Origin of the sequence: Eubacterium sulci ATCC 35585 (assembly GCA_001189495.1) — a bacterium.
In the GTDB taxonomy this organism is placed as follows: Bacteria; Bacillota; Clostridia; order Peptostreptococcales; family Anaerovoracaceae; genus Eubacterium_B; species Eubacterium_B sulci.
In genome coordinates this window covers 550,119-576,062 of record CP012068.1, presented here as the reverse complement: position 1 = coordinate 576,062, position 25,944 = coordinate 550,119, and the positions used below count along the sequence as shown (strand labels likewise).

At 41.6% G+C, this 25,944-nt stretch carries 20 protein-coding genes and 2 pseudogenes; 1 reads left to right on the top strand and 21 read right to left on the bottom strand.

All coding sequences use genetic code 11. The annotated features are described in order from the left end of the window. Positions 1 to 196: 196 nt before the first annotated feature. The 11 genes and pseudogenes from ADJ67_02675 to ADJ67_02625 form a co-directional block, all read right to left on the bottom strand. Entirely contained in the window at positions 197 to 856 is a 660-nt protein-coding gene (locus ADJ67_02675) for an acetate CoA-transferase (GenBank protein ID AKT46692.1), read from the bottom strand. Beyond that, positions 844 to 1,563 (bottom strand): branched-chain amino acid dehydrogenase, encoded by a 720-nt coding sequence (locus tag ADJ67_02670; protein ID AKT47641.1) that lies wholly within the window; start codon positions 1,561 to 1,563, stop codon positions 844 to 846. The genes ADJ67_02675 and ADJ67_02670 overlap by 13 nt, the downstream gene beginning before the upstream one ends. Positions 1,564 to 1,693: 130 nt before the next feature. Continuing rightward, positions 1,694 to 3,061: a short-chain fatty acid transporter gene (locus ADJ67_02665; protein ID AKT46691.1), complete on the bottom strand. Its 1,368-nt coding sequence runs from the start codon at positions 3,059 to 3,061 to the stop codon at positions 1,694 to 1,696. 284 nt (positions 3,062 to 3,345) lie between these two features. Next, the gene (locus ADJ67_02660) at positions 3,346 to 3,807 is read right to left on the bottom strand and encodes a transposase (protein ID AKT46690.1); all 462 of its coding nucleotides are present in this window, start codon (positions 3,805 to 3,807) and stop codon (positions 3,346 to 3,348) included. A 236-nt stretch (positions 3,808 to 4,043) separates the two neighbouring features. Continuing rightward, positions 4,044 to 4,835, bottom strand: coding sequence for a dioxygenase (locus tag ADJ67_02655; protein AKT46689.1), 792 nt, complete (start codon positions 4,833 to 4,835; stop codon positions 4,044 to 4,046). 19 nt (positions 4,836 to 4,854) lie between these two features. Next, positions 4,855 to 6,408 (bottom strand): dioxygenase, encoded by a 1,554-nt coding sequence (locus tag ADJ67_02650; GenBank protein AKT46688.1) that lies wholly within the window; start codon positions 6,406 to 6,408, stop codon positions 4,855 to 4,857. After that, a pseudogene (locus ADJ67_02645) lies at positions 6,386 to 7,366 on the bottom strand (hypothetical protein). The gene ADJ67_02650 and the pseudogene ADJ67_02645 overlap by 23 nt, the downstream one beginning before the upstream one ends. An 803-nt stretch (positions 7,367 to 8,169) precedes the next feature. Further along, entirely contained in the window at positions 8,170 to 9,189 is a 1,020-nt protein-coding gene (locus ADJ67_02640) for a hypothetical protein (protein AKT46687.1), read from the bottom strand. A 69-nt stretch (positions 9,190 to 9,258) separates the two neighbouring features. Next, positions 9,259 to 10,518 carry a lysine 2,3-aminomutase gene (locus tag ADJ67_02635; protein AKT46686.1) on the bottom strand — a complete coding sequence of 420 codons (1,260 nt, stop codon included), beginning with the start codon at positions 10,516 to 10,518 and terminating at the stop codon, positions 9,259 to 9,261. Positions 10,519 to 10,670: 152 nt separating this feature from the next. After that, a complete protein-coding gene (locus ADJ67_02630; protein AKT46685.1) occupies positions 10,671 to 11,732 on the bottom strand; it encodes an L-erythro-3,5-diaminohexanoate dehydrogenase in 1,062 nt (353 codons plus the stop codon). 258 nt (positions 11,733 to 11,990) lie between these two features. Beyond that, positions 11,991 to 12,884: pseudogene (locus ADJ67_02625) on the bottom strand (hypothetical protein). Between the two features lie 1,318 nt (positions 12,885 to 14,202). Here ADJ67_02625 and ADJ67_02620 point away from each other — a divergent pair. After that, complete coding sequence (locus ADJ67_02620; protein AKT47640.1) at positions 14,203 to 14,622, top strand: 3-aminobutyryl-CoA ammonia lyase; 420 nt, start codon at positions 14,203 to 14,205, stop codon at positions 14,620 to 14,622. A 107-nt stretch (positions 14,623 to 14,729) separates the two neighbouring features. On the opposite strand, the gene ADJ67_02615 is transcribed toward ADJ67_02620, so the two are convergent. The 10 genes from ADJ67_02615 to ADJ67_02570 all read right to left on the bottom strand — a co-directional run bounded on the left by ADJ67_02615 (position 14,730) and on the right by ADJ67_02570 (position 25,873). Next, positions 14,730 to 15,572 carry a hypothetical protein gene (locus ADJ67_02615; protein ID AKT46684.1) on the bottom strand — a complete coding sequence of 281 codons (843 nt, stop codon included), beginning with the start codon at positions 15,570 to 15,572 and terminating at the stop codon, positions 14,730 to 14,732. A 162-nt stretch (positions 15,573 to 15,734) separates the two neighbouring features. Beyond that, complete coding sequence (locus ADJ67_02610) at positions 15,735 to 16,436, bottom strand: pseudouridine synthase (GenBank protein AKT46683.1); 702 nt, start codon at positions 16,434 to 16,436, stop codon at positions 15,735 to 15,737. Between the two features lie 46 nt (positions 16,437 to 16,482). Continuing rightward, entirely contained in the window at positions 16,483 to 17,856 is a 1,374-nt protein-coding gene (locus tag ADJ67_02605; protein ID AKT46682.1) for a radical SAM protein, read from the bottom strand. Between the two features lies 1 nt (position 17,857). Continuing rightward, the gene (locus tag ADJ67_02600; protein ID AKT46681.1) at positions 17,858 to 18,001 is read right to left on the bottom strand and encodes an rSAM-modified six-cysteine peptide SCIFF; all 144 of its coding nucleotides are present in this window, start codon (positions 17,999 to 18,001) and stop codon (positions 17,858 to 17,860) included. A 142-nt stretch (positions 18,002 to 18,143) separates the two neighbouring features. Further along, complete coding sequence (locus tag ADJ67_02595) at positions 18,144 to 19,787, bottom strand: glutamate--tRNA ligase (protein ID AKT46680.1); 1,644 nt, start codon at positions 19,785 to 19,787, stop codon at positions 18,144 to 18,146. A 102-nt stretch (positions 19,788 to 19,889) separates the two neighbouring features. Then, positions 19,890 to 20,255, bottom strand: a complete 366-nt coding sequence (locus ADJ67_02590) for a hypothetical protein (GenBank protein ID AKT46679.1) — start codon at positions 20,253 to 20,255, stop codon at positions 19,890 to 19,892. 10 nt (positions 20,256 to 20,265) lie between these two features. Beyond that, complete coding sequence (locus ADJ67_02585) at positions 20,266 to 21,513, bottom strand: pyridine nucleotide-disulfide oxidoreductase (GenBank protein AKT46678.1); 1,248 nt, start codon at positions 21,511 to 21,513, stop codon at positions 20,266 to 20,268. Position 21,514: 1 nt separating this feature from the next. After that, positions 21,515 to 22,945 (bottom strand): FAD-dependent oxidoreductase, encoded by a 1,431-nt coding sequence (locus ADJ67_02580; GenBank protein AKT46677.1) that lies wholly within the window; start codon positions 22,943 to 22,945, stop codon positions 21,515 to 21,517. 14 nt (positions 22,946 to 22,959) lie between these two features. Beyond that, positions 22,960 to 24,849, bottom strand: coding sequence for a hypothetical protein (locus tag ADJ67_02575; protein ID AKT46676.1), 1,890 nt, complete (start codon positions 24,847 to 24,849; stop codon positions 22,960 to 22,962). After that, positions 24,839 to 25,873 carry a hypothetical protein gene (locus tag ADJ67_02570; GenBank protein ID AKT46675.1) on the bottom strand — a complete coding sequence of 345 codons (1,035 nt, stop codon included), beginning with the start codon at positions 25,871 to 25,873 and terminating at the stop codon, positions 24,839 to 24,841. The genes ADJ67_02575 and ADJ67_02570 overlap by 11 nt, the downstream gene beginning before the upstream one ends. Positions 25,874 to 25,944 lie beyond the last annotated feature (71 nt).

Here is a 25,944-nt window from a genome sequence, read left to right as displayed (position 1 = left end):
TCTCTGATTCAATCAAAGTCAACAAGCCAGATAAAGATTAGTTTTCACTAACCGTGTTTTTTTAAAGATACCTTTTTGCCTAGATAGATAAGTATCTATATGCCGAAATATAAAAATCGGCACGCTTGAACGGATTGTCAAGTATGCCGATTATTTCAACTAATTCTATATGCTTAGACTATGGTGAAGATTCGCTTTACTCTTCTTCCATCGCCTTCATATCAGGTGCGAAGATTAACTTGCATCCTGTTGCAGCCTGGATGTCTTCCTTGGTGAAGTCAGGGTGAAGTTCTGTTACTACAAGTCCCTCTGGTCTAACTTCCATAACGCCCATCTCTGTGATGATCATGTCAACAACCTTCTCTGCTGTTAGAGGAAGGGTGCACTTCTCAAGAATCTTATGGTTACCCTTCTGAGTGTGTGTCATTGCAATGATAACCTTCTTGGCTCCAACTACGAGGTCCATAGCTCCGCCCATTCCTGCAACCTTCTTGCCAGGAACAATCCAGTTAGCTAGGTCTCCGTTAGGTGCTACTTGCATAGCTCCAAGAACTGTAGCGTCAACATGTCCGCCACGAATTATTCCAAAGCTAGTAGCTGAGTCAAAATAGCTTACCCATGGAACTACTGTAACATATGTTCCACCTGAGTCTATGTTATCTACATCTGCTTCTGCGATATCTGTAATAACTGAATTAAGTCCTGCAAATCCGTTCTCTGAGTGAAGTGTTACTGTAACATCTTCTGGTACAAACTGTGGAACCATTGTTGGAAGACCGATACCGAGGTTTACAACGTCTCCATCGTGAAGTTCTTTTGCTACTCTCTTAGCAATTCTTGCTTTTATATCTGCCATTTTGGTTCTCCTTCCACTACATAATCAACCGGAACTCCGGAAGCCTGGAATGTATCAGGATCTACTTCTCCGATTTCAACAAGCTTTTCTGTTGCTACAATTACTTTATCTGCAGCACCTGCCATTACATAGTTGTAATTCTTAGTAGCCTTGTGGCACATAAAGTTGCCAAATCTATCGCATATGGAAGCTCTGCATAGTGCGTAATCAGCATGAAGAGGTCTCTCTAGAAGATACTTCTTGCCATCAATCTCTACTACCATCTTGTCTCTGCCAAGTTCATCCTTCTCTGTCTCCATTGGTGTACCAAGTCCTGTTGGTGTAAGTACGCCACCGAGTCCAAAGTTAGCTGCTCTGATTTTCTCTGCAAGTGTTCCCTGTGGAACAAGTGTGTAAGTTAGAGTACCCGCTGCGAACTGTTCATTAAGTCTTGGGTTAACACCTAGATGGGAAGCTATGATGTGGTCAACCATACCATGCTCTAAAAGCTTACCAATTCCTCTTGGTGTCTTACCAGGTCCATTTGCTGGCTGTCCCTCTGCAAGTCCGCCGTCGTTACCGATTACTGTAAGATGCTTAACGCCCTTTCTTACGAGCGCGTCCATAAGTATCTCAGGTGAACCGGTTCCCAGGAATCCTGAGACCATAATCGTCATACCGTCTTCAATTCCGGCTACTGCTTCGTCAGCAGTTATTACTTTGTTAATTGACATTTCTAAATCACCTTTCTTTATAATGTTCACTTTGAATATTATAGCACAAAATCAGCCACAATTCAATGAAGTTCACGGATTGTGGCCAATATTTGCGTTCTATTTTGTGATGAAAATCATTAGACTATATCAGTCCTACAATTAAGAATCCACCGCATACTACCAGCGCTGTAAAGAGCAATGTAATTATGCAATATCCCATGATATCACGAGCTGATAGTCCTGCGATTCCTAGAGCTGGAAGAGCCCAGAATGGCTGGATCATGTTTGTCCAAGCATCACCCCATGCGATAGCCATACCTGTGATAGCTGGATCTACACCAAGAGCCTTTCCTGCTGGCATCATGATAGGACCCTGAACTGCCCACTGTCCGCCACCTGATGGAACAAAGAAGTTAACTATGCCAGCTGATAGGAACGTGAATAGTGGGAATGTAACCTCTGTTGCGATTGAAACGAAGAAGTTACTGATTACTGAAGCTAGCGACTGTCCTGTTCCACCTTCAGCAAGCTTGAATACCATCATGCCCATGATACCTGCATAGAATGGAAACTGTAGAATGATTCCTGCGGCTCCCTGAGTTGCAGAAGTAATTGCATTGACATAAGCGATTGGTGTCTTATGGCAAGCAATACCTAAGATTAGGAATATGAAGTTTACTGTGTTTAGTGTGATATTGAATCCATTATGTGCAAAGTAAAGCACTAGATAAACAACTCCTGCGAGAACTATTATAGCTGATGGTATAACGCTCTGCTCAATCTTTTCAGCGGGTGTTTCAGGTTTCTTAAACACTGTTACATCATCTACTAAAAGGTTAGGATCAACTGTGATTGTCTCATCTGGAGATGGATGCATCTTTGCATTTATAAAAGGCAAGCAAAGGATAATTATACCAACCATAATCAAGTTATATGGAGCAAAAATCGTGTGTGAAGTAGAAATAGCCTCGGAAACAGCACCACCCGTTGCAAGCTGTAGTGCATCTTTTCCTGGTGTTGCAAGTGCTAGAGGAATTGATCCTGAGAAACCTGCGTGCCAGATAACAAATCCTGAATAAGCTGATGCAATCAAAAGTCTGTAATCTACTCCCTTAACCTGTCTTGCTATTTCTTTGGCTAGGATTGCACCAACTACAAGACCAAAGCCCCAGTTAATCCAGCAAGCAATAAGTGAAAAGAATGTTACTACAACGATACCCTGTGCAGGTGACTTCGCAATGCTGGCTATGGTTGCAACAATTCTCTTAACTACTGGTGCATTTGCAAGTGCACTTCCAAGTACGAGTACCAAAGCCATCTGCATTGAAAATGCAAGCAGGTTCCAAACGCCCACACCCCATCCTAGCTCAAGCACTTGAAATGGCGTTGCTCCAGTGGCAGGGATAGCTGCGACAAAAACGATAATAGTTAGGACAATACAGAAGATAAATGGATCTGGTAGAAATCTGTTTACCAAGTGTACGCATCCGTTAGTAAATTTCTTAAACATCTTGTCCTCCTATGATTTAAGAATTAGATAAAAACGATTATATATAATATTATATTCCCACAATTCTGTACAGTCAAGATTTTGCCTTATTTGAAACTTTTGCATTTATTTAATTACAACACGTAATGAACATGGTTATAATCCAAGCTAACCCTCATGGTAATCATAACCACCGGCTTAGCCGGTGGTTTGTACTGCCCCTATAAGGGGCTTTTGCCAGCAACATCTCAAGATGTACTGAATTGTTCACCAACCGCACATCTTTTTCTACAAGCCCTAAAGGGCTATTTATTTTTATTTCCTGTGAAAGGATCTATATACTCTTTTAGACTTATCTGGTCCTCTGCTATATCTTCCTGAAGTTGTGTACGTATGTACTCCTCTATTCTTTTCTTATTCTTCCCTACTGTATCAACAAAATAGCCTCGACACCAAAAATGTCTATTCCCATATTTGTATTTTAAATTTGCATGTTTATCGAAAATCACCAATGAACTTTTTCCTTTGAGATATCCAACAATTTGAGACACACTGTATTTTGGTGGTATCTCTACAAGCATATGTATATGATCAGGACAACATTCTGCTTCGATTATGTGTATTCCTTTTCTTTCACAGAGAAGCCTTAATATTTTCCCTATGTCTACTCTTATCTTTCCATAAATCGCTTTTCTTCTGTACTTTGGTGCAAACACTATGTGATACTTACAATTCCACGATGTATGTGATAAACTATTCTTATCCATTTTGGATTACCTCCTTGTTTTGATATGTGGTTGGTGACCATATTTATCTTAACATAGGAGGTCTTTTTTCACTAAAGCTTCCTAACCTCACCGGCATAGCCGGTGGTTAATTGTTCATCTCTCTATCGTTCGATGAACCGCTGCTAAAGCAATACAAACCAAAAAAATATCCCGAGGACGAGCCTCGGGACATCTTAGGGGTTAATGTAATTATATTATAGGTTTAAATTACTAAATTATCTAGAAGCAATTTCAGGCTTATCCTGCCATCCTCTCCTCTGTACTTCCTGCATGATGTATGACATTACATGCTCTGCATACTTTCCTGGTCCGAATCCTGCATCGTAGCCTAGCTCCTGTGCAAGCTCGTGAGAAATACGTGGTCCACCACATGTCATGATGATCTTATCTCTGAGACCTTCAGCTTCAACAAGCTCAATCATCTTTGTCAGATTCATGATGTGGATATCCTTCTGGGTTACAGTCTGTGAAACGAGAATTGCATCTGCATTTACTTCCTTTGCCTTTGCGATAAGCTCTTCGCAAGGAACCTGTGAACCCATGTTGTATGCTACAACGTTCTTAAATCTCTCAAGACCGAAGTGTCCGTGGAAGCCCTTCATCTGGATGATAGCATCGATACCTACTGTGTGAGCATCTGATTCGATTGATGCACCAACCACTACGATGTCTCTTCCGATGTTTTCTGCAATCCATTCACCACACTCAACTCTGTCAAGAACATTACCCTCAACCTTAGGAACTTTGATTGCTGTGTAGTCAATTGTCTGCTGAGCTGAACCGTAAACTACGAAGAATGTAAATCCAGGTGCAAGCTCGTGATAATATGTTACACTAGGCTCGTCAAATCCTAGTTTCTTTACATACTGCTTTGCGCATTCCTCAGCTTCTTCACCATAAGGTACAGGAAGTGTGAATGCCATTTCTACTTTACCGTCGTTTAGGGTATCACCATAAGGCTTTACCTTTGTTAGATCGCCAGTTGTCTGTACTGTCTTTTCTGCCATTTTCATAACCTCCTTATCCTTACTCATGATCCATAAATAAATCTATGAATGGGTTGAAGTAGTTTTCACCTCTTGTAGTTACACCTGCAAGACCGTGTCCACCGTCTTTTGGACGCTTAACTCCACCGAAAATACCTTTTTCGATAGTTGTGAAAAGTCCTTCCTGTTCAACTTCTGCAAGTAGCTTGTCAGCCTTCTTGAGAACTTCCTGAGCACGAGTCTGGATAATTCCGTCCTTCTTGAACTCAACTTCCTCTCCGATATCCTTACAGTTGTTGAAAATGTACTGAGCATTTTCGATTGAAAGATATCTATCGTGCATGTGAGGTGTATGAATAGCCTCTGTAAGCATTCCCTGCAAGAGCAGTGACTGGTGTGACCAAATTGCAACTAGGTTAAAGAGTGCATCCTGAATGTGTCCCATGAAGATGTTACCTGTCATGAACTTTGTAGGTGGCATGTACTTAAGTCTTGCCTTAGGGAAGATTTCTCTTGCCATGATAGCCTGTGAAAGTTCAAGAAGGAATCCATTCTCTGTCTTAGGATCCATCTCAAATGCGTGACCAAGACCCATCTGCTCTTCTCGAATATTTGCAAGTACAGCAAACTGTTCATTTATAAACTGTGATGCGGTTACTGTGTGTGCCGCCTCAATAGCGTCGTCTGTAGTTAAATAGTTATCCTCACCTGAGTTAAAGATGATTCCGCAGTATCCGATGATAACTCTGGACATGAACTGGTCAACTAGTGTTCTCTGCATGTTGATGTCACGGAATAGGATACCGTAAATAGCGTCGTTAAGCATTACATCAAGTCTTTCTAGCGCACCCATAGCTGCGATTTCTGGCATGCACATACCTGATGAATAGTTACACAATCTAATATATCTGCCAACTTCTTCTCCAACTTCATCAAGAGCTTTTCTCATGATTCTGAAGTTTTCCTGTGTAGCGTATGTTCCACCGAATCCCTCAGTTGTTGCTCCGTATGGAACGTAGTCGAGAAGTGACTGAGCTGTTGTTCTGATTACAGCGATAATGTCTGCACCCTGTCTAGCAGCAGCCTGTGCCTGAAGAACGTCCTCGTAGATATTACCAGTAGCTACGATAACATATAGGAAAGGCTCTGGACCTGATCCAATTCTGTCAAGGTATTCCTGACGCTTTGCCTTCTGCATATCGATTCTCTCGAATGTCTTTTTGATTGATGGCTTGAGTGCTTCAGCAGCCTCCTCAACTGTACAGGTAGGAAGTTTTGTTACGTCTAGCTTACCCTCTGACATCTCTTCAGCGATTGTCTGAGGATCCTTGCCTGTCTGTACTATTGCATTACCAATCCAATATGCCACACCTGTCGATAGAACGCCTGCGTCCTTAAGCTGATCTACTACGACATTAGGTAGTGGAGTGTCAACATCATCAACGCCGTCTACTCCCAAAAGTCTGAGGATTGTTCTCTCAGTTGACACAGTTGTGTGTCTTGAGATAAATTCCTGCATATCCTTGGCAATGTTAGCAGCATGATTTCTGGCACTTGCAACAACATCAAAGTCAAGATTTAGTTTGCTTTTCATCTTTTTTCTCCTTATTGATATATTTCTTCGCTCCATCTATTATCTCCGCGCTGATTCCCAGCATCTTTGCAATATTTAGAGCGTCCTTAGGAACTGAACCGTTTTTGCCGACCTCAAAGAGTCGGTAATCCATGTACTTGGATATAATATTTATCCTGTCTTTTCTCTTTGCATACTTTATCTCTCTATCGAGAAGATCAAAGTCCACATCTGCAAGTCCTCTGACCTGCATATTTATAACACCCTCTCTCTCGCTCACAGTCTCAAAATGAGTCGTTATAAGCGATATATAAGGTTTTGTTATCAAATAATCTACAACTGATTTAGTGAGTGCAAGTCCCTCTATTGGGTTTGTTCCACTCGCTATCTCATCTATCAAAATGAGAGTCCTGTCTTTACTGTGATCAAAGATTTCCTTGAGTTCCTCCATTTCGGAGCCAAATGAGGAAAGTCCTCTTTCTACTGACTGGCTGTCTCCTATGAGCATCTGCATGTAGTTTGAAAGTCCGATTTTTGCTCTCTTTGCCGGAACGAAGAACCCATACTGTGATAGGATTGCTACCTGTCCAGAAAGCTTCAGAGAAATTGTCTTTCCACCCATGTTAGCGCCTGTTATACAAGTTACGCCGTCTTTAAGTGAAATTGATACGGGGCAGTATTCCTTGCCCTTGTTCATCAAAATTTCCTCAACCTGCAGGTTCCTGCCTTCATCGAACTCTATTACGTGCTCCATAACAATTTCTGGTCTTACGAGATTTCTCTTAATTGAGAATAGTCCCTTGGCAAGCGCCAGTTCAAACTCTCCCATTATGTCACAGTTCTTGAGAAGAATGTTTCTGTACTCTCCGATCTTCTTCGATAGTATTTCTGCTATTCTTTCCTCTTCAGCCTCAATCTTGTCGTTGAGCTCTTCCATGCTCTGGGTTATCTTGAACACCTCTTCACTAGGTCTTAGCTTAAAAGTTATGCTCATGTAATCCTGGTCGACCTCTTCGAGTTCCTTGAGACCTTTAATCTTTTCTAAGTCCGGATGGGATCTCGCTACGACTATATCGAACTTCGGTGTAAGCTGAACGCCGTGTTCTCTGCGTAGCTCTTCCCTTGATTTCTTCTGTACTCTTCTAATTTCTAGCTCAAGCTCGCGCTTCTCTTTTCGGTATGACGCCAGCTCTTCACTGAACTCGTCGTATATGTAGAAAGTATTCATCCTGTCTTTTCTAGGATCGAGTATATCTAAAAGTTCCTCTGTATCCTCAAGAAAATACTTCTCTGGAATCTGTACTTCTCTATTAGCTTCATTATCTGCGGGGCTCGTCTCAGCACCCTCATCTTCACGCCCTGCCATGGCCTGTGAAACACATCCGCAAGCTGGCTTATACGCTACAATTTCTCTCTCCTTGGTTATCTTAAGGAGCCTTCTCATCTGCAAGAGTAAGGACTTAACCTCGAATATTTCTACCACTGACAGAACGCTGTTTTCGCTTCTTTCTATGGTTCCCGTGGAATCCTTGAGCTCCATGTAAATTTCTTGAATCTTATCCTTTAGCATAGGATAGGCCTTGATGAAGTCAACTATATCCTGAATCCTGTCTAGCTCCTCGTTGAGCAGCTGTTCATCTCCCGGATAAAACGGTCTCATCGCCTTTAGCTTCTTCTTTCCGAAGGGTGAGATTACATCGAGCTTCAGCATCACATAATCGAGACCCGTCTCAGCCTTGGTCTTCAGATTTGCTAATCTTTTATTTGCTCCGTTTTGCATATCTACATCCTCACATCAATCACCGGAATGTCTGGTATAGCTTCCTTCATCGCCTCTAATAGGCTTCTGTTATCAAAGGTATATCCCGCCGGTGCCCACGGATTGACAGTTATAAGGGCAATTTCTATCTTCTTTAGGACAGATACCCTAAAGCCCCTCTTGCGGAGCCTTCCCCAGTCCATAGGATTTATGAATATCTTGGTCGGATCCTTGAGTACGAATCTGACCTGTTTAAGTTTCTTAGTGCTTATATCTGAAATTACGCTATTTGTAAAAGCACCTGGGATAAAAACAAACTCGGTATCCTCTTCGATAGCCTCGTCTATGTGTCTTGCTGCCCCAAGTCCAGTGAGCAGGTCAAGCTTCTTAACCTCTCCGCTCTTACTTATGGTCATAATCTTGTCTTCGTGTTTATATGATTCTATTGCATCCCTGTAAATTCCATCCTCTAACTCATCTATAGAGTAAAGGTTTACAACGTGCGCAGTTTCCTCAACAACCTTGTTCATCTTTCTTGAGATGACAGCTCCTGTCGCAAGGATTATCGCATCAGATGTATCTGGTGATGCTATGGTCTTTCTATCGATTGCGCCATCTATCAAAACCATATCACAGCCTTCGTTTAGCATATCCTGACAAAGCAGTTTTTGCTCGGCATTGATAACAGGTCCTGCTACCTGAACATATCCCGCAGATTTTACCCTGCAAATCAAAAGTGTTCCGATTGCTGTCGAATACTTGGTTTCTCTGACTACTTCTAGTCCGGCGTCTGACATGTCGTATAAAAACGACGGTACTGCTACGAGCGTATCCTCATCGAGATAAACTCTAGGCTTTTCGGTTCCGGTCACAAGATCCTCAGTCTCTCCATCACGTCCAGTAGACGTAATGCCTAGCATGACTCCCTCGTCCATCGCCTCTTCAATCAAGTAATTGAGGGCAGTGGTCTTGCCAGCATTCTTGGACATTCCCACTATGGATAAAGTCTTATATTTTTGTGATAAGTCATATATCAATCCCATATCAATTCCTTAATATCTAATGTATGGGGGACCGGAGTCCCCCATATTAAATTTAACCTATTGCGAGAACTAGTGCTTGTTTCTCTCGTGTCTTGCAAGGTGAGCTGGCTCCATAGACTTAATCTGCAAGCCTTCTCCAAGTGCCGATACACCTGAAACCTTGATGCCTTCCTTACCATTTCTGTAGTTGAAGTTGCACTTAACTTCTGGCAAATGTGGCTGTGTGTAAGTTGTGATAACACCCTCGTAGTTTCTGAGAATGATCTTGTCTGGTGTCTCTGAAATTACGTACTGTGGCATTACCGGTGTCTTTCCACCACCACCTGGAGCGTCGATTACAAATGTTGGAACACAGTATCCTGAAGTATGTCCTCTTAGACCTTCCATGATTTCTAGTCCCTTAGCCATTGTAGTTCTGAAGTGCTCGATACCAACTGATAGGTCACAGATGTAGATGTAGTAAGGTCTTACTCTGTTCAAAACTAGCTCATGAACAAGGTCCATCATTAGTGACTTATCGTCGTTAATTCCTCTTAGAAGTACGCTCTGGTTTCCTAGTGGAACACCTGCATCAGCAAGCTTTCTCAATGCTTCCTTAGCATCAGGTGTAATTTCCTGTGGGTGATTGAAGTGTGTGTTCAGCCAAATTGGATGATATTTCTTAAGCATGTTTACGAGCTTGTCTGTTATTCTCATTGGCATAACAACTGGTGTTCTTGAACCAATTCTAACAATCTCAACATGGTCAATCTTTCTAAGTTCGCTGATGATGTATTCTAGTGTGTCATCCTCAACAAGAAGAGCATCTCCGCCTGATAGAAGTACGTCTCTAACTTCTGGAGTCTTCTTGATGTATGCAATACATGCATCTATATCTTCTCTTGATCTAGCACCGTCAGTCTCTCCTGCAAGTCTTCTTCTTGTGCAGTGTCTGCAGTACATTGAGCACTGGTCTGTGATGAGGAATAGAACTCTGTCTGGATATCTGTGTGTTAATCCAGGAGCTGGTGAGTCTGCGTCCTCGTGAAGTGGGTCAGCATCGTCAGCAGGTGATCTGTGCATCTCCAAAAGTGTTGGAACAGCCTGCATTCTTACTGGATCTGTTGGATCATCTGGATCCATAAGTGAAGCATAGTAAGGTGTAATACCTACTCTGAAACCACCGATAACCTTTTCGATCTCAGCTCTTTCCTTTTCTGTTAGGTTAACAACCTTAGCAATATCATCTACTGTTGAGAGTCTATGTGAAACCTGCCAGTGCCAGTCGTTCCACTGCTCATCTGTTACATCCTTAAATAATGGAATGTCTTTCCAATTTCTAAGTGCCATGATTTTCTCCTTTTCATTCATAGGTTAGCCCGTGAAATTTTTTATTAGAGATGGGGTAGTCATCACCCCATCTCGCAATAGTCTTTTTGTCCATCAAAGCGCTAGCGCTCTGATAGTTTGATATTATTCTTAAGTACTTATATTATTTGCTATTAAGCGTACATCTCGTTGAATAGCTTTCTTAGTCCTTCGTGCTCTCTTAGAACCTGAAGTGTGATCTCAGCGTGTCCAGCTGTGTAGCCATTACCGATGATCATATCAACGTCCTTACCAACACCCTCAGCACCAAGAGCAGCCTTTGTGAAGCTTGTAGCCATTGAGAAGAAGTAAACTAGACCCTTGTCCTTTGTGCAAAGGATTGAAGCCATCTCTGTGTTCTCGATGTTTACGCAGTTTATAACAACATCGCAAAGCTCTCCATCTGTAAGCTCCATAACCTTCTCGTACATTCCAACTGCATCTGTAGCATCATGATGGAAGTATGCATCAGCAAGGTCTAGATCGCGAGCTCTATCCTCTGATCTCTGTGAACCAGCAGCGCAGATAACCTGACCTGTAACACCAGCTCTCTTCTTTGCCTCGTATAGGCACATTAGGCCTGACTTTCCGCCACCACCGATAACAAGAACTCTCATTCCTGGCTTAACTAGCTTAGCAGCCTGTGCTGGAGCACCAGCAACGTCAAGAGCTGAAAGAGCAAGTCCTTCTGGCATATCCTCAGGTAGCTTAGCATAGATACCGCTCTGGAAAAGAATAGCGTGTCCCTTGATGTCAACCTGGTCGATAGCTGGTCTCATAGCTACGATTTCGTCGATTACAAGTGGTGTAAGTGAAAGTGAAACTAGTGTAGCAATCTTATCGCCAACCTTTAGGTCACCCTTCCACTCTGGTCCGATTTCTTCAACTGTTCCGATTAGCATTCCGCCTGAACCTGTCCATGGGTTCTTGTGCTTACCAGCCTTAGCAACGATACCAAGCATTGTTTCCTTTATCTTCTCGATATCTTCAGCAGTTAGATCATCTCCAGGCTTCTTTCCACAAGCGTGGTCACAAACTGATGTGAATGAAGCTGAGTCGATGTTTAGTGTCTGAACATTGATCTTAACTTCGTTGTCATAGATCTCCATATCGTTATCGATAACGTCAGCTGGCTGTGGTAGAACACCCTTTGGTGAAATTACTCTGTGAGTACCGTATGGATTACCCTTTTTCATATTAGCTTCCTCCTAAAAATTATAAAAATTTAAACTAATTTATTTGGCGTATATAATGTAATATACATTCTTCATATATTATAAATCAGTCTCTATTTTTTTCTATATGCTTGACTGCGTGTATACATGGATTTAACAAAAAAATAACAAGCGATTTGATTTCGGTTCGCATAAAATACTATATGAACCATTTTGCAATCAGTTATAATTAACGCTCGTTATTCTCTTGATTAGTAAGTATAATTATTCAATGCGTAATTATATGTTGTATTTGTTTTTCTTGCGAACGAGCTGAGTCTGACTTATGCCTATAGCCTTTGCTGCCTTACGTGTTGAACCATATTTTTCTATGGCATGCTTGATTATATTCTTCTCAAAGTTCTCAACCATGACCTGCATGTTGACCTCTTCCATGGCAATTGCCTCATCACCCGAGTTCATCACATTCATATCAAAGACATCAGCGTGAAGTTCTCTCATGACATCAAGCAATGTTATTTCCTCACTCCTTGCTGCAATCATCAGCCTCTGAACTATGTTTTCAAGCTCTCTTGTATTGCCTGGCCACTCACACTGTCCTAGGTAGTCTAGAGCATCTGTGTTTATCGTCCTTTTAATTGAGAAAACCTTTCCGTAGGCATCGAGGAAGTGCTCGACCAAAACAGGAATATCTGAAGGTCTATCCCTCAAAGCCGGAACCCTAATTCTAACAACATTTAGCCTGTAGTACAGGTCTCTTCTAAATCCACCTGCATCTATCAAATCCTCTAGCTCCCTATTGCTTGCAGAAATGATTCTAACATTGAACTTAATCGGTACCTGACCTCCGACTCTGAAGAACTCTCCATCCTGTATCACCCTCAAAAGTTTAGCCTGCATATCAGGTGGCAAATCGGCGATTTCATCGAGGAAAAGCGAGCCGTTGTCTGCAAACTCAAAGAATCCCTTTTTGCTCGTCTCAAGACCTTTTGATTCGTCCTTTTCAACTCCGAAAAACTCAGCCTCAAGCATGGATGGTGCAATTGAAGCGCAGTTCACCTTGATGAATGGCTGCATCTTTCTATTGCTGTTCTTGTGAATGAGATTAGCAACCTTTTCCTTGCCGACACCAGTTTCTCCGGTAATCAAAACATTACAGTCGTACTTTGCAACAGTCAAAACCTCATCGATGACAACCGACATCGCATGACTCGTAAATACGAAGTCCTCCATTATGGTCTGGTTCACACCACTAGCATTCACGAATCTGCTCTTGGTTCCTCCATAGGAAGAATCATCCTTTAGTCTTATGGTCGTCTCCTCTGCGTTTTCTATATATGGAGCTAAGTCTTTTACAATCTCAATGTCGAACTTATCGTAGGCCTCGAGATAACCGTCAGCACACCTGATGTCTAGCTGTCTAGATATTGCTTCTGTTATGTAAAGTGCGATGTTATAGTTATTTATCAGGTTAGCAAAGATGACTGTTCCACCACTCTTTGTTGCAAGAATGTTGATGGTCTCTGCGCCCTGAATATCTGCGCAGTTGACCGAAAGATCAAAAGCAGAATCGCCGTCAATATCAGCTATGCACTCCAGCGGTTTTAGGATATCCACATAGTGGACCTCGGTAAAAACCTTCTTTATCAGCTGGTTGATACCTTCTCCCTTAAGCACCATATCAGTTTTATGGTCGAGCAAGCAAATAACCTCTGCATCTTCTCTTGCTACCTTGCGTATCGCAAAGCCAAAAAGAAGATTTGATAGAAGGTTATTACCAACAACGAGGAACTTTCTCTTGCCGACAGCTGTACTGCTGATTCTGTAGATGGTTCCAGATTCATTGAAGGTGAACATCAAAAGCTTTAGCGGCAGCCCCTGAGGCCTTCTTATTATCGGCACATCATTTGGCAAAATGCAGTAGCCCTCTGCCTCTATCTGTCCGAACGACTTATCTATGGAAGTAATCTTATCTATATATAATGGAAGTGATGTCAGCGAAGCATTACATATAACCTCGTCACCAACCTTAAATCCTTTGAGATTCTCGTGTTCAGAGCCTATCTCACTGACCACACCATAGAGCATTCCACCAGTATCCGTTACAGGATTGTGGAGCTTACCCCTTCTGATGACTATGTCCATTATCTTCTGCTTAATCTTCTGATCGTTGTCATTTGCCTCAAGGCAGATTTCCTTGAAGCTGGTTCCCTCTATATGAATTCTCCTTATATCTATACGAATCTCATCAGGAAATATATTGTGGTTATTGTCAAGTTGCCAAGCCGAAGTCGGAAGCACATGCTTTGGCTCTAGAACCCTATTGATGCCATAATTATTATTCATTTAATGTTCACTCCATTTGTCGAACCTTTTTCGGTTCATTTTGCTTATTTCCAATATTAACGCATTAAGTGCCTTTTTGCAACCGTTTTTATGTGGACAGCCTCGCAGCCTAAAGCTATAATTTATTTATAAAGTATTATCAATGATGTATATATGCAAAAGGAGAACAGTAATGGACGAGAAAATCACTTCAATGATTAGAGTTAGAATGTCAGCTAAGGACGCTCACTACGGCGGAAACCTTGTAGACGGAGCTCACATGGTACACCTATTTGGAGATGTTGCTACAGAGCTTCTTATCAAGTGTGACGGAGACGAAGGTCTTTTCTGTGCTTATGATAACGTTGAATTCCTTGCTCCAACATATGCAGGTGACTATATTGAAGCAGTTGGCGAAATCACAAAGATCGGAAACACATCAAGAAAGATGTCATTTGAAGCTCGTAAGGTAATCGTAGCTAGAACAGACGTAAGTGCTTCAGCAGCAGACTTCCTTGAGGAGCCAATCGTTGTAGCTAGAGCTACAGGAACTTGCGTAACACCAAAGGAAAGCAAGAGAAAGTAGTTAAATACAGATTTCAATAAAAGCTAAGGCACCGAACTTCGGTGCCTTTTTGTCTGCAAATTATAAAATTAAGTCCCAGTATCTCACTTTGATGAAATGCATTAAAACTAATCGTCCAGCAATTTTGACCTTAACTCCTTAACATCTTCTTTTGTCCAATATCTTATCTCTGCCCCCGGATTAATTTCACCTATTATCTGAGTTCCTTCATCGACCTGAATAAACCTTAGCTTATGATTCTTAGATATATCCAGGACCTTCACATTTGTACCATATACTTCTAAACTTTCTAAATCAGGATTATTCGATATGTCAAGCTCTTCAAGCGGTCCAGAAACATACTTAAAAAAAGTGAGTTTCTTCAACTTACTTAAGTCCAGTTTCTTTACATCGCTGTAGTAAAACGATAAGTAGTCAAGTTTTTTATTACTAGAAAACTCGATACTATGAAGAGGGCCATTGAAATAGCTAAAAAGAGAAAGGTTTTTTAGGGATTTTAAATTCATATTATCTACAGATGTATCCCTTAAAGTAATCGATTCACAGTTTTTGTTAAAAACGATTTTCTCTAAGGCTGTTGCGTTATCAATAAATATATCTTTAAGTTTTTCATTTCTACTAAAATCAAGAGTTTTAAGCTTTGATTCTTTCACTTCATAAGGTATATCTAGTTTGAATTTTTCTAACTCAGATACCTTGCTGACATCTAGGGATTCAATTTTTGAAAAATATGCATCACTAATATAGATATTATTTATAACTTTATCTACAACTTTTTCTGGAATAATAACATTTGGACCAGTTTTATCCAAATTTATTTTCGTGAGACAGTTATTTTCATCTATATTAAACTTTTCCTCATCTTTATTAATTAAATCACAGCTACACAACACAACAATCATTATGCCTATTATTAAGCTCCCTGTAATTAGTAAATGTCTTCTTTTCACTTCTTTCCCCCAAATTTTATTCTAAGCCAAATTAATTTATAAACATCATTATTTCAATTCTTGCCAAAATTATATCATATATTATCGCTTTTCATATATTAATTTCCCCCCTAAAACTAAAACACCGAGTCAAAGTTACTAAACTTTGCTCGGTGTTTTTGATTATCCTTGTAATTTGTTTATCTCTTCTCTTGTAAGCTTACGGTAGTGGCCTAGTGAAAGCCTTCCGATTTTTATGTCTCCTATAGCTATGCGCTGAAGCTCCTGAACCTGGTTTCCGACAGATGCAAACATCTTTCTGACCTGTCTATTCTTGCCCTCGTGAATAGTAATATCCACAATTGTCGACTTAGGCAAATCCTTTACTATCTCAACTGAATCGGCTTTGACCTTATATCCTCCGATATCCACTCCGTTTATCAGGCGGTGGCACTTCTGCTTTGATAGATATCCTGCAACATGTGCTCTATAGGTCTTAGGCAGTTCGTGTTTTGGATGCGCAAGCTTATAGGCAAACTCTCCGTCGTTTGTGAGAATTATCATGCCTGAAGTGTTGTAGTCAAGCCTTCCCACAGGAAAGAGCCTCTCCTCAAAATCCGTCACCAGCTCCATGACCGTAGCTCTTCCGAGCTCATCGCTCACAGTCGTAACGTATCCGATAGGCTTGTTCAGAAGAATATATACTTTTTTGTGTTCAGCATCGATGGGTTTACCATTTACTGTGACCTTATCACCCTCGCAGACCTCGTAGCCTGGGCTTGTCAAAACAGCTCCGTTAACCTTGACATTTCCGTTAGTAATAAGCTCATCAGCCTTACGCCTACTGCAGATTCCTGCCGATGCTATATACTTATTTATTCTCATCTCTCTCCCTCTTTGTAAAGGTTTGATCAAATTTGCTCTTGGCAAGCTATAGCTCGCTGATAGCAATCTCCTTCATTATCGCGCATTCCATACGCTTCTTGAAGAGCTCACAACCGAACTCGTAAACGCCTCTGATATCGCCGGAAGACTTAAAGCCATTAGCTGCACAGCCACCGCTACAATATAGCTTAGCCCAGCAATCACGGCAGTCCTCTCTAGCGTAGACATTACACATTTTGAACTCATCCTTGATATCTTCTCTTTTGATTCCATCAAAGATATTACCCATCAAATATTCAGGCTCACCAACAAACTGATGACACGGGTAGAGGTCTCCCTGAGGCGTCACCGCAAAGTACTCTGTACCCGATCCGCAGCCCGAAATCCTCTTATATATGCAAGGTCCATGGTTTAAATCTATCATATAGTGATAGAAGGTGAAATCCTTGCCCTGCTTGTGCCTCTCAATCATTTCCTTAGCAAGCTTCTCATACTGTTCAAAAATCACAGGAAGGTCTTCATTGCTAAGCGCAAACTCGCTATCCGGCTCACAGACAACAGGCTCAAGCGACAGCTCATCAAAGCCTAGATCTAGCATCTGCTTGATATCCTCGGTAAAGTCCGTATTGTACTTGGTATATGTGCCTCTGATATAGTAACCCTTACCACCTCGTGACTCAACGAGCTTCTGAAACTTAGGCACTATGACATCATAGCTACCCTTGCCGTCTGCGGTCGTTCTCTCACGGTCATGGATTTCCTTACGTCCATCTAGGCTCAAAACAACATTATGACATTCCTTATTGGCAAAATCGATGACTTCATCGTTTATGCCCATGCCATTAGTCGTAAGCGTAAACCTAAAGTTCTTTCCGTGTTCCTTCTCAATCGACCTTGCGTAAGCAACCGTGTCCTTAACCACATCAAAGTTAAGAAGCGGCTCCCCGCCAAAGAAATCGACCTCAAGATTACGTCTTGAACCTGAGTTCTCTATCAAAAAGTCAATGGCCCTGCGAGCAATTTCCTTGCTCATGAGAGCGCTCTTTCCCTTAAATCTTCCCTGTCCTGCAAAGCAGTATGAACATGTCAAATCACATGTATGCGCAACATGAAGACATAGTGCCTTGATGTCTGTATGTCTGTTTTTTAGAACGCTTGCCTTAGGCTCGTAGATGTCCTCGGTAAACAGCTTACCCGCTTTCTTTAGTGAAACAACATCTTCATAGGTCTCGATTACCTCAGCCTCTGTCACATCCTCAAGATGCCCGTAGGTCTTCATGATGTAAGCGACAATCTCGTCCTTAGTCTTCTCACAAAAAAGACGGATGATGTCATAAGCAACATCATCCACCACATGTACTGCTCCGCTATAAACGTCGATTACAATATTGTAACCATTTAGCTTATACTGATGTACCATACTAGTTCTTCTTCTCGCACTCCTGGTTAGCTACACCACATGAAGTCTTGCAAGCTGACTGGCATGATGTCTGGCACTCACCACAGCCGCCATCCTTTAGGCTGTCCTTAAGATCTCTTGTCTCTATAGTCTTGATTCTCTTCATTATCGTACCTCTTTCGTAAAAATCTGAATAAGTTCGCATGTAAATCACCCATCAAAAGGTGAATTTACACACTGATATATTATCTTTTTGGGCCTAACTTGTCAAGCTACATAAAACCCTAGGTCCCATCTGAAATGTATTTCTACTTGTTTGGCTTGTAGCTGCTCTTTAGCCCTACAATCTTATTGAATACCTTTTCATCTTCTGTGTTTAGCTTGCTATCAGCGATGTAGTATCCATGTCTAAAGAACTGGAATCTCTCTCCTGCCTTTGCCTCAGCAAGTGCAGGCTCTGCATATGCAATCTTCTCTACCTTAGATGCTTCATTAGGAACTAGATTTCCGTTCTCATCTTCTATCAAAAGCTGATCGTACTCTCTAATCTTAATCTGAACAGCAGTCTTAGCATCAACGAAGTGAATTGTACCCTTAACCTTACGCTCTGTGAAGTCAAGTCCGCTTCTTGTTGCTGGGTCATATGTACAGTGAAGCTCTTTGATGCTTCCATCTTCGTTTTTGATGACTTCCTCGCATTTGATGAAGTATGCGCCCTTGAATCTCACCTCATTACCAGGGAAGAGTCTGAAATACTTCTTTGCAGGAACCTCCATGAAGTCCTCACCGTCAACATAAAGCTCATTTGAGAAAGGAATTTCTCTCATGCCCATTTCTGGTACATTCTTGTTGTTCTCAACCTCAACCATCTCTGTCTTGTCCTCAGGATAGTTTGTGATTACAACTTTGATAGGATCTTCAACTACATTTCTGCTCTCAACCTTGTCCTGAAGGTCTTCTCTGACGCAGTGCTCAAGAAGTGATGATTCAACAGTGCTGTTAGCCTTGGCCACGCCTATTCTCTCGCAGAAATCTCTTATAGCCTCAGGAGTATAGCCCCTGCGTCTAAGTCCTGCAATAGTCGGCATGCGCGGATCATCCCAGCCCTCAACAACGCCATCGTCAACAAGTCCCTTGAGAAGTCTCTTGCTCATAACCGTTCCTGTTAGGTTAAGTCTTGCAAACTCAATCTGGCGAGGCGGATTTTCCCAAAAGCCAACTTCATCCAAAACCCAGTTGTATAGCGGTCTGTGGTCCTCAAACTCTAGCGAACAAAGGGAGTGTGTGATTCCTTCAATCGCATCCTCAATAGGGTGAGCAAAGTCATACATCGGATAGATGCACCACTTGTCTCCGGTATTGTGGTGTGTAACATGCGCAATCCTGTAAATTACAGGGTCTCTCATGTTTATATTAGGAGATGACATATCTATCTTTGCTCTTAGGACCTTTTCGCCATCGGCAAACTTGCCAGCTCTCATATCCTCGAACAAAGCGAGATTCTCCTCTACACTTCTATTTCTGTATGGGCTTTCCTTACCAGGCTCCTTAAGTGTTCCTCTGTACTCTTTAATCTGCTCTGCAGTAAGGTCATCTACAAAGGCCTTTCCCTTTTTGATTAAGGCAACAGCAGCATCGTACATTGTCTCAAAATATGAAGATGCCCACAGCTTTTTCTCCCACTTAAAACCAAGCCACTTGATGTCCTCTTCGATTGCATCGACATACTCTACATCCTCCTTGACAGGGTTTGTGTCGTCATATCTGAGATTGCACTTTCCATTGTACTTTAGCGCAGTTGTGAAGTTGACGCAAATTGCCTTAGCATGTCCGATGTGTAGATAGCCATTTGGCTCAGGCGGAAAACGAGTATATACCTCTTTGTATACTCCGTCCTCCAAGTCCTTATCTATGAAATTATGTATAAAGTTATTTGAAATAGGTTCGCTCATCTTTGCCTCCTACCGTTTATTAGCATCTTGTAGTATATCATAAAATCTACTTATTTTAAACAAGTATGGGAAATTCATAAAGCCTGTATTTATCAAGTGCGTTTAGGCTTTTCTCATCGTCCTGCTCGATACAAGATTTACACCCGTTCCCAAAAAATCCGCAACAATAATTTGGTTTACTGCAATCGGTGCCTGTACTTTGATAGTCTTTATTTTCGCCATTGCCTCCTGCCACATGTCGAGGGGTATTTCACCATCCGTTATGACTGGGATAACTCTGCTCAAAGCGCCCTCTATCCTAACCGTTGATGTAAGAATTCGCATTGGTCTTATTACCTCTTGGCGCGCGTAATTTAGACCTTCCTTACAGCCATATCCCTGTACATCTTTGACCTCATCTCCCTCGAGCTGCACTGTTACATTGCAGCCCTTTGGACAATTGACACAAACTAATTCCTCTTGTCTCATTTCAATTCCTTTAGCTTTCTTTTATTTGAACTAGCAGATCCCCTTCGGCATCCTCTAGCATGCTATTTGCAATAATTACTTGCTCCATCTCAGAAGGTATCAGGTGATCTTTATGGATTGACCTTATCACCTTGCCACCCTTGCTGATTTCTATTGTAACATCTGTCAAAGGCTTTCTAACCCTGAAATAGAGAGTTACAGTCTTAGGCAAGTTTTCCTTGTGCAGCTTTGCTGGAACCACGTAGCCGATGAGATTTCCTGCTTTGATACTGCTGTAATCACCGCCCGAGCCGTTTAGGTATCTGAGTGCACCTAGCGCAGCTTCTCCTGCCTGCTTTGTTACAAAGTCTGCTAGGTCGTGTACGTGAAGTCCGTTTCCGCATGCGAAAATTCCTGGCACTGACGTCATGTAGTTTTCGTCTACTATAGGTCCGCGAGTGCTCATGTCCATGTCTATTCCAGCTTCCTCTGCAAGGCTGTTTTCTGGAATCAGTCCTACGCTTAGTAGCAGTGTATCTACATCAAAATACATCTCGCTTCCTGGGATAGGGTTTCTATTTTCGTCCACCTTTGCTAGTTCAATTTTTTCTAGTCTATCTTCACCGTAAACATTGGTTACTGTGTGTGAAAGATATAGCGGAATCCCAAAGTCATCAAGGCACTGCTTCATATTTCTTGGGAGTCCGTTGCTGTAAGGCATAAGCTCTGCTACGCCTAAAACCTTTGCTCCCTCAAGGCTCATTCTTCTTGCCATGATGAGTCCTATATCACCTGAGCCCAGGATGAACACGCTCTTTCCTACCATGTAGCCGTCTATGTTTAGATATCTCTGAGCCTGACCTGCTGTGTAGACTCCTGTCGGGCGCTCTCCAGAAATAGCTAGAGCACCTCGGCTTCTTTCGTAGCAACCAACAGATAGGATGATGATGTCTGCCTGTAGCTTTTGATATCCTTCTTCTTGGTTTACATACTCGATAATTCTATCGCTACTCATGTGCGTAACCATGGTGTTCAGTTTGACTTCGACACCGGCTTCAACTACCTGATCTTCGTATCTTTCCGCAAAACTTGGCCCGCTGAGCTGCTCCTTAAAAGTTGTTAGACCAAAGCCATTATGTATGCACTGGTTGAGAACGCCGCCTAGCTCAGCATCCTTTTCGATGAGAACTACATCTTTGAGACCTTCCTGCTTTAGCTTTGCTGCCGCGGCAAGACCACCACAGCCTCCACCTATAACTACTGCCTGACAATGTCTCATACTAGCGATTCTCCCTTCCTAATATCTTTGATTTCTTTCTATCAAGCACGACATCAACTGGCGAGCAGTTTAACTCTCGTGCTAAGATTTCAACAACCTTAGGTTCGCAGAATCCTCCTTGGCATTTACCCATTCCTGGGCGAACGCGCTTCTTTACGCCTTTGACGCTACGCGCACCGCATACCGCATTTATAGCTGCAACGATTTCTCCCTCTGAAATCTGCTCGCAGCGACAGACTATATTTCCATACTGTGGGTTTTCTTTTATGACAGCATTCTTCTCTTCATCTGTGAGCTTTGCCATTACGATATCGCCCTTTCTTGTCATTACTGCATCAGGGTCTAGCTCAAGCTCAAGTCTATCTTTGATGTACTTATCAATTACGTATTCTGTGATTCCTGGAGAACTTGCAAGGCCTGGTGACTCGATTGATGCAATATTGATGAAGTTAGGATTGTCTTCTCCTAGTGGCTCTATAATGAAGTCCTTTGATGTTGAGCTTGGTCTTACGCCGGCAAATGTACGAATCGCCTTGTTCAGTGGAACCTCTTTTAGGATTCTTGTAATATTATCTTTAATGTACTTTATTCCATCGTCGCTTGTTGCAATGCTAACCTCGTCTATTGGCTCGCTATTTGGACCAATCAAAGTATTTCCATAAACTGTAGGCACTGCAAGAACGCCCTTTCCCTTCTCCGTAGGTACTGGGAAAATGACATTATCTGCGATGTGAACATTCTTTTCTATGACAAAGTATTCTCCGCGTCTTGGCTTAATCTGAAAACCAACTTGGTCTGTTATCATCTTGCAGATTTCTTCTGCACCGGTGCCCGAGGCATTTACAACTACTTTTGCACTAAATTCCTTGTCACCTGCTTTGACTGTGTATCCATGTCCTGATTTTGATATGCTCTTAACCTCATGGTTTAGGAAAAGCTCTGCACCATTTCCTATTGCAACCTGCATGCAAGCGATTGCAACTTCCCATGGGTAGATTACGGCTGTCGTAGGGAAGGAAAGGACCTTAGTAATGTTATCGACTAGGTTTGGCTCGCGCTTTCTCGCCTCATCACCTGTCAAAAACTCATGCGGTATTTCTCTTCTCAAAGCCCTTTCAGCTAAAACATCAAGCTGCTTCTCCTCATCGCCATTACAAGCAACAACATAGGCACCCGTTGTTTTGATGAGGCAGTTTAGATCCTCACAAAGCTTAGGATAAAGGCGTGCACCTCTTACGTTTAACTCAGCCTTAAGCGTTCCATCTTCAGGGTCGTATCCTGTATGAACGATAGCCGAGTTTGCCATTGTCGCGCCGTTTGCAATGTCGTTTTCCTTGTCGACCACCGCAATCTTAAGCTTGTAGCGAGAGAGTTCTCTAGCGAGCATGGTGCCGCTGATTCCCGCGCCAATTATCAAAATATCAAAATTCATTTTTCCTCCGAATATTACTTATTATAGTAGGTTTCGGCTAGCTGCGTAAGCTCTGCAAACCTTGTATAGTATTTGCCTGGGCAAGCTGTTGGAATTATGTCCCTATGACCAATTATAGGCTTCTTTCCATACATCTTCCAAAGATTTGCGATGAGCCTTGCTGTGGTGTCAAAGTCACCATCTGTCATTTCAGGTCTGCACTCGATTCCTATGGTTCTGAGGTTGTAGTTCCAATTTCCTGCATGCCAAGCTGTATCGTTTGGATTTACTATGCACTCAACTCTACCGCCCTGCACAACATAATGAGCTGAGGAATCTCCATTCATTCTGCAAAGCCAGCAAACGACTCCTGAGAAAGACTGCCCCTCATGTCCCCAGTGATGAATAACTATATAGTCTATTGGTTTTTCTGCTCTTCCGATGTTATAGTTAGGACTCTGCCTTATGCCAAAGTCTATTCCATCAAAGTTAATATCGTCTCTAACTGCCCCATCAGGTCCAACAAAGTATTTTGTTGTTCCAAAATATAGAAACTGGTTTGTGTAAATTTCCCCATCCTCATTAGAGAAATACCTCTTACCATTTTGCTCTATCCACTGCGCTTTTCTGATAAGCTCTCCAGTTTCATCAGCATTATAGCTGTGATTGTTTGGCGCTTTGAAAACTCCAGTCATGGCTGCTCCATCTTTACCCATATAGTATCTATATGGACCAAAGCTGATCAGCATATTAACATATAGCTCTCCGGTATTATCGCAAAAATATCTCTTGCCGTTTTGCTCAGCCCACTGTGCTTTTCTTACAATCTCTCCAGTATTATCAGCATAGTACATGTTGCCATTCTTTGCTTTAAACACGCCTGTCATAGCTGCACCGTCAGCTCCCATATAGAACCTATATGGTCCGAAGCTTATGAACTGGTTGCGATACATGTGGCCTTCAGCACTTATAAAATATCTTTTCCCGTCACGAACAACCCACTGCGCTGTATTTGTGATCAATTCACCTTTGTCATCTGCATTATAGTCCTTACCGTCATTTGCAGTAAATCTACCTGTCATAGCTGCCCCATCAGTACCCATATAGTATCTGCGAGGACCAAAGCTTATGAATTGATTTCTATATAGTTTGCCCTCTGCATTAGCAAAATATCTCTTGCCATCTTTTTCTATCCACTGGGCTTTTCTAACTACCTCACCTGTATCGTCAGCATAGTACATGCTTCCATCATTTGCTGCAAAAATACCTGTTTGGGCTGAACCATCAGCTCCCATATAGTATCTATGTGGACCAAAGCTTATGAACTGATTTCTATATAATCTGCCCTCTGCATTAGCAAAATATCTCTTGCCATTTTGCGTTATCCACTGAGCTTTTCTAATTACCTCGCCTGTATCGTCGGCATAGTACATGCTTCCATCTATAGTAGCATAAATACCTGTCATAACAGCACCATCAGCTCCCATATAGAATTTATATGGTCCAAATGATATGAACTGATTTCTGTAAGCTATACCTTCAGAATTAGTAAAATATCTCTTACCATTCCAAATTCTCCAAGCTGCAGATTTTACAAGGGCACCGCTCTCAGTATCAAAGTAATATATTACGTTATCTACCTCGTAGATACCTTTAACATAATTTCCATCCGCATCTACATAGAATTTTTGTCCGCTAGTCTCAATCCACTGATTGGTTTGTGCTAATGCTAGTGGCTCGGATCTTACTTCATTGCTATCTTCTGCTACCTGATTGTTTGTTTGCTCGTCATTTGCCTGCGTACTGAACTGGGTTTCATTTATGGTGTTATGATTTTGTTGTTCTGTCTCATCTGCATACGAAATTATCATTCCCACGGTCAAAATAATAAAAAGTGCTAGACAAAATCTCAATTTAAATCTCATAAATCCCTCCATTTGCCTGAATAACTTCAGCATATAGCTCGCTATAACGTCTTCCAATTTTCTTCCAGTCAAACTTACTTGCACCTTCGAGAGCTCTTTTTGAAAATCCCTCATAATCTTTTAAAATGCTTTCTAGCTTTTGAACAAAATCACCATTCTTTGATAAATCGACAGCATGACCAACAACACCGTCATCAAACTGAGTATCAAAGCCTTCACCCTTAGTATATAGAATTGGGAGCCCTTGGCTTATTGCCTCTGCATAGACGATTCCAAAACTTTCTGTCTTTGATAGCAAAGCAAAAATATCGGCCTTACGGTACTCTTCTATTAGTTCCATATGACTCTTTGGCTCACAACGCTCTGCAAAAGGATATTTATTTAGCAAAGCCGCATATTTTTTATCCCTTTCAAATCTAATTATTCCAAAATTCTTATATGAGACTATGATGTCGGGATTGTCCTTTTGGTATTTTTCTAGCTGGTCGCATATATACGTCTGATTCTTATTTTTGTTTACCATTCCAACGGTAATGACATTTAGCTTGTTCTCTGAAACCCTACTTCTTGGCTGTGCCATATTGTTTAGAAATAGACTGTCTATACCATTTGGTATTATAACAATTTTGCTTTTCAGCTCATCTCTAAACTTTTTGGGTATATATTTGTCAAAAAGTTTCTGCTCATATACTGATGTCAGAAATATAATCCTATCTGCATTCTTAAGAATCTCACAGCCAAGACCATGTAGATATTTCCTATATTTAAAGAACACATTTATATCCGTGTTTCTTACTGCGACTATGTATGGTATTCCACTTTCCTTATGTAGCTTATATGCAAGATAACCCTCTGAAAACAGAGTGTGCGCATGTATCATATTGAATGATTTTCCAGATAGACGATTTTTTAGAGCCCTCATCACCTTTTTCTCTTTATTGAAGAAGAACCATCTATCAATATTGCTAAAAGGAAGCGAAGTATCTATGTACTCTTTGTCATAGATGCTACCTGGCTCTGGCATGCCCACTCTCTTATTACTGAAGTGAAACACACTTAAATCTATTCTATTTTCAATTAGCTCATCCCACAGAT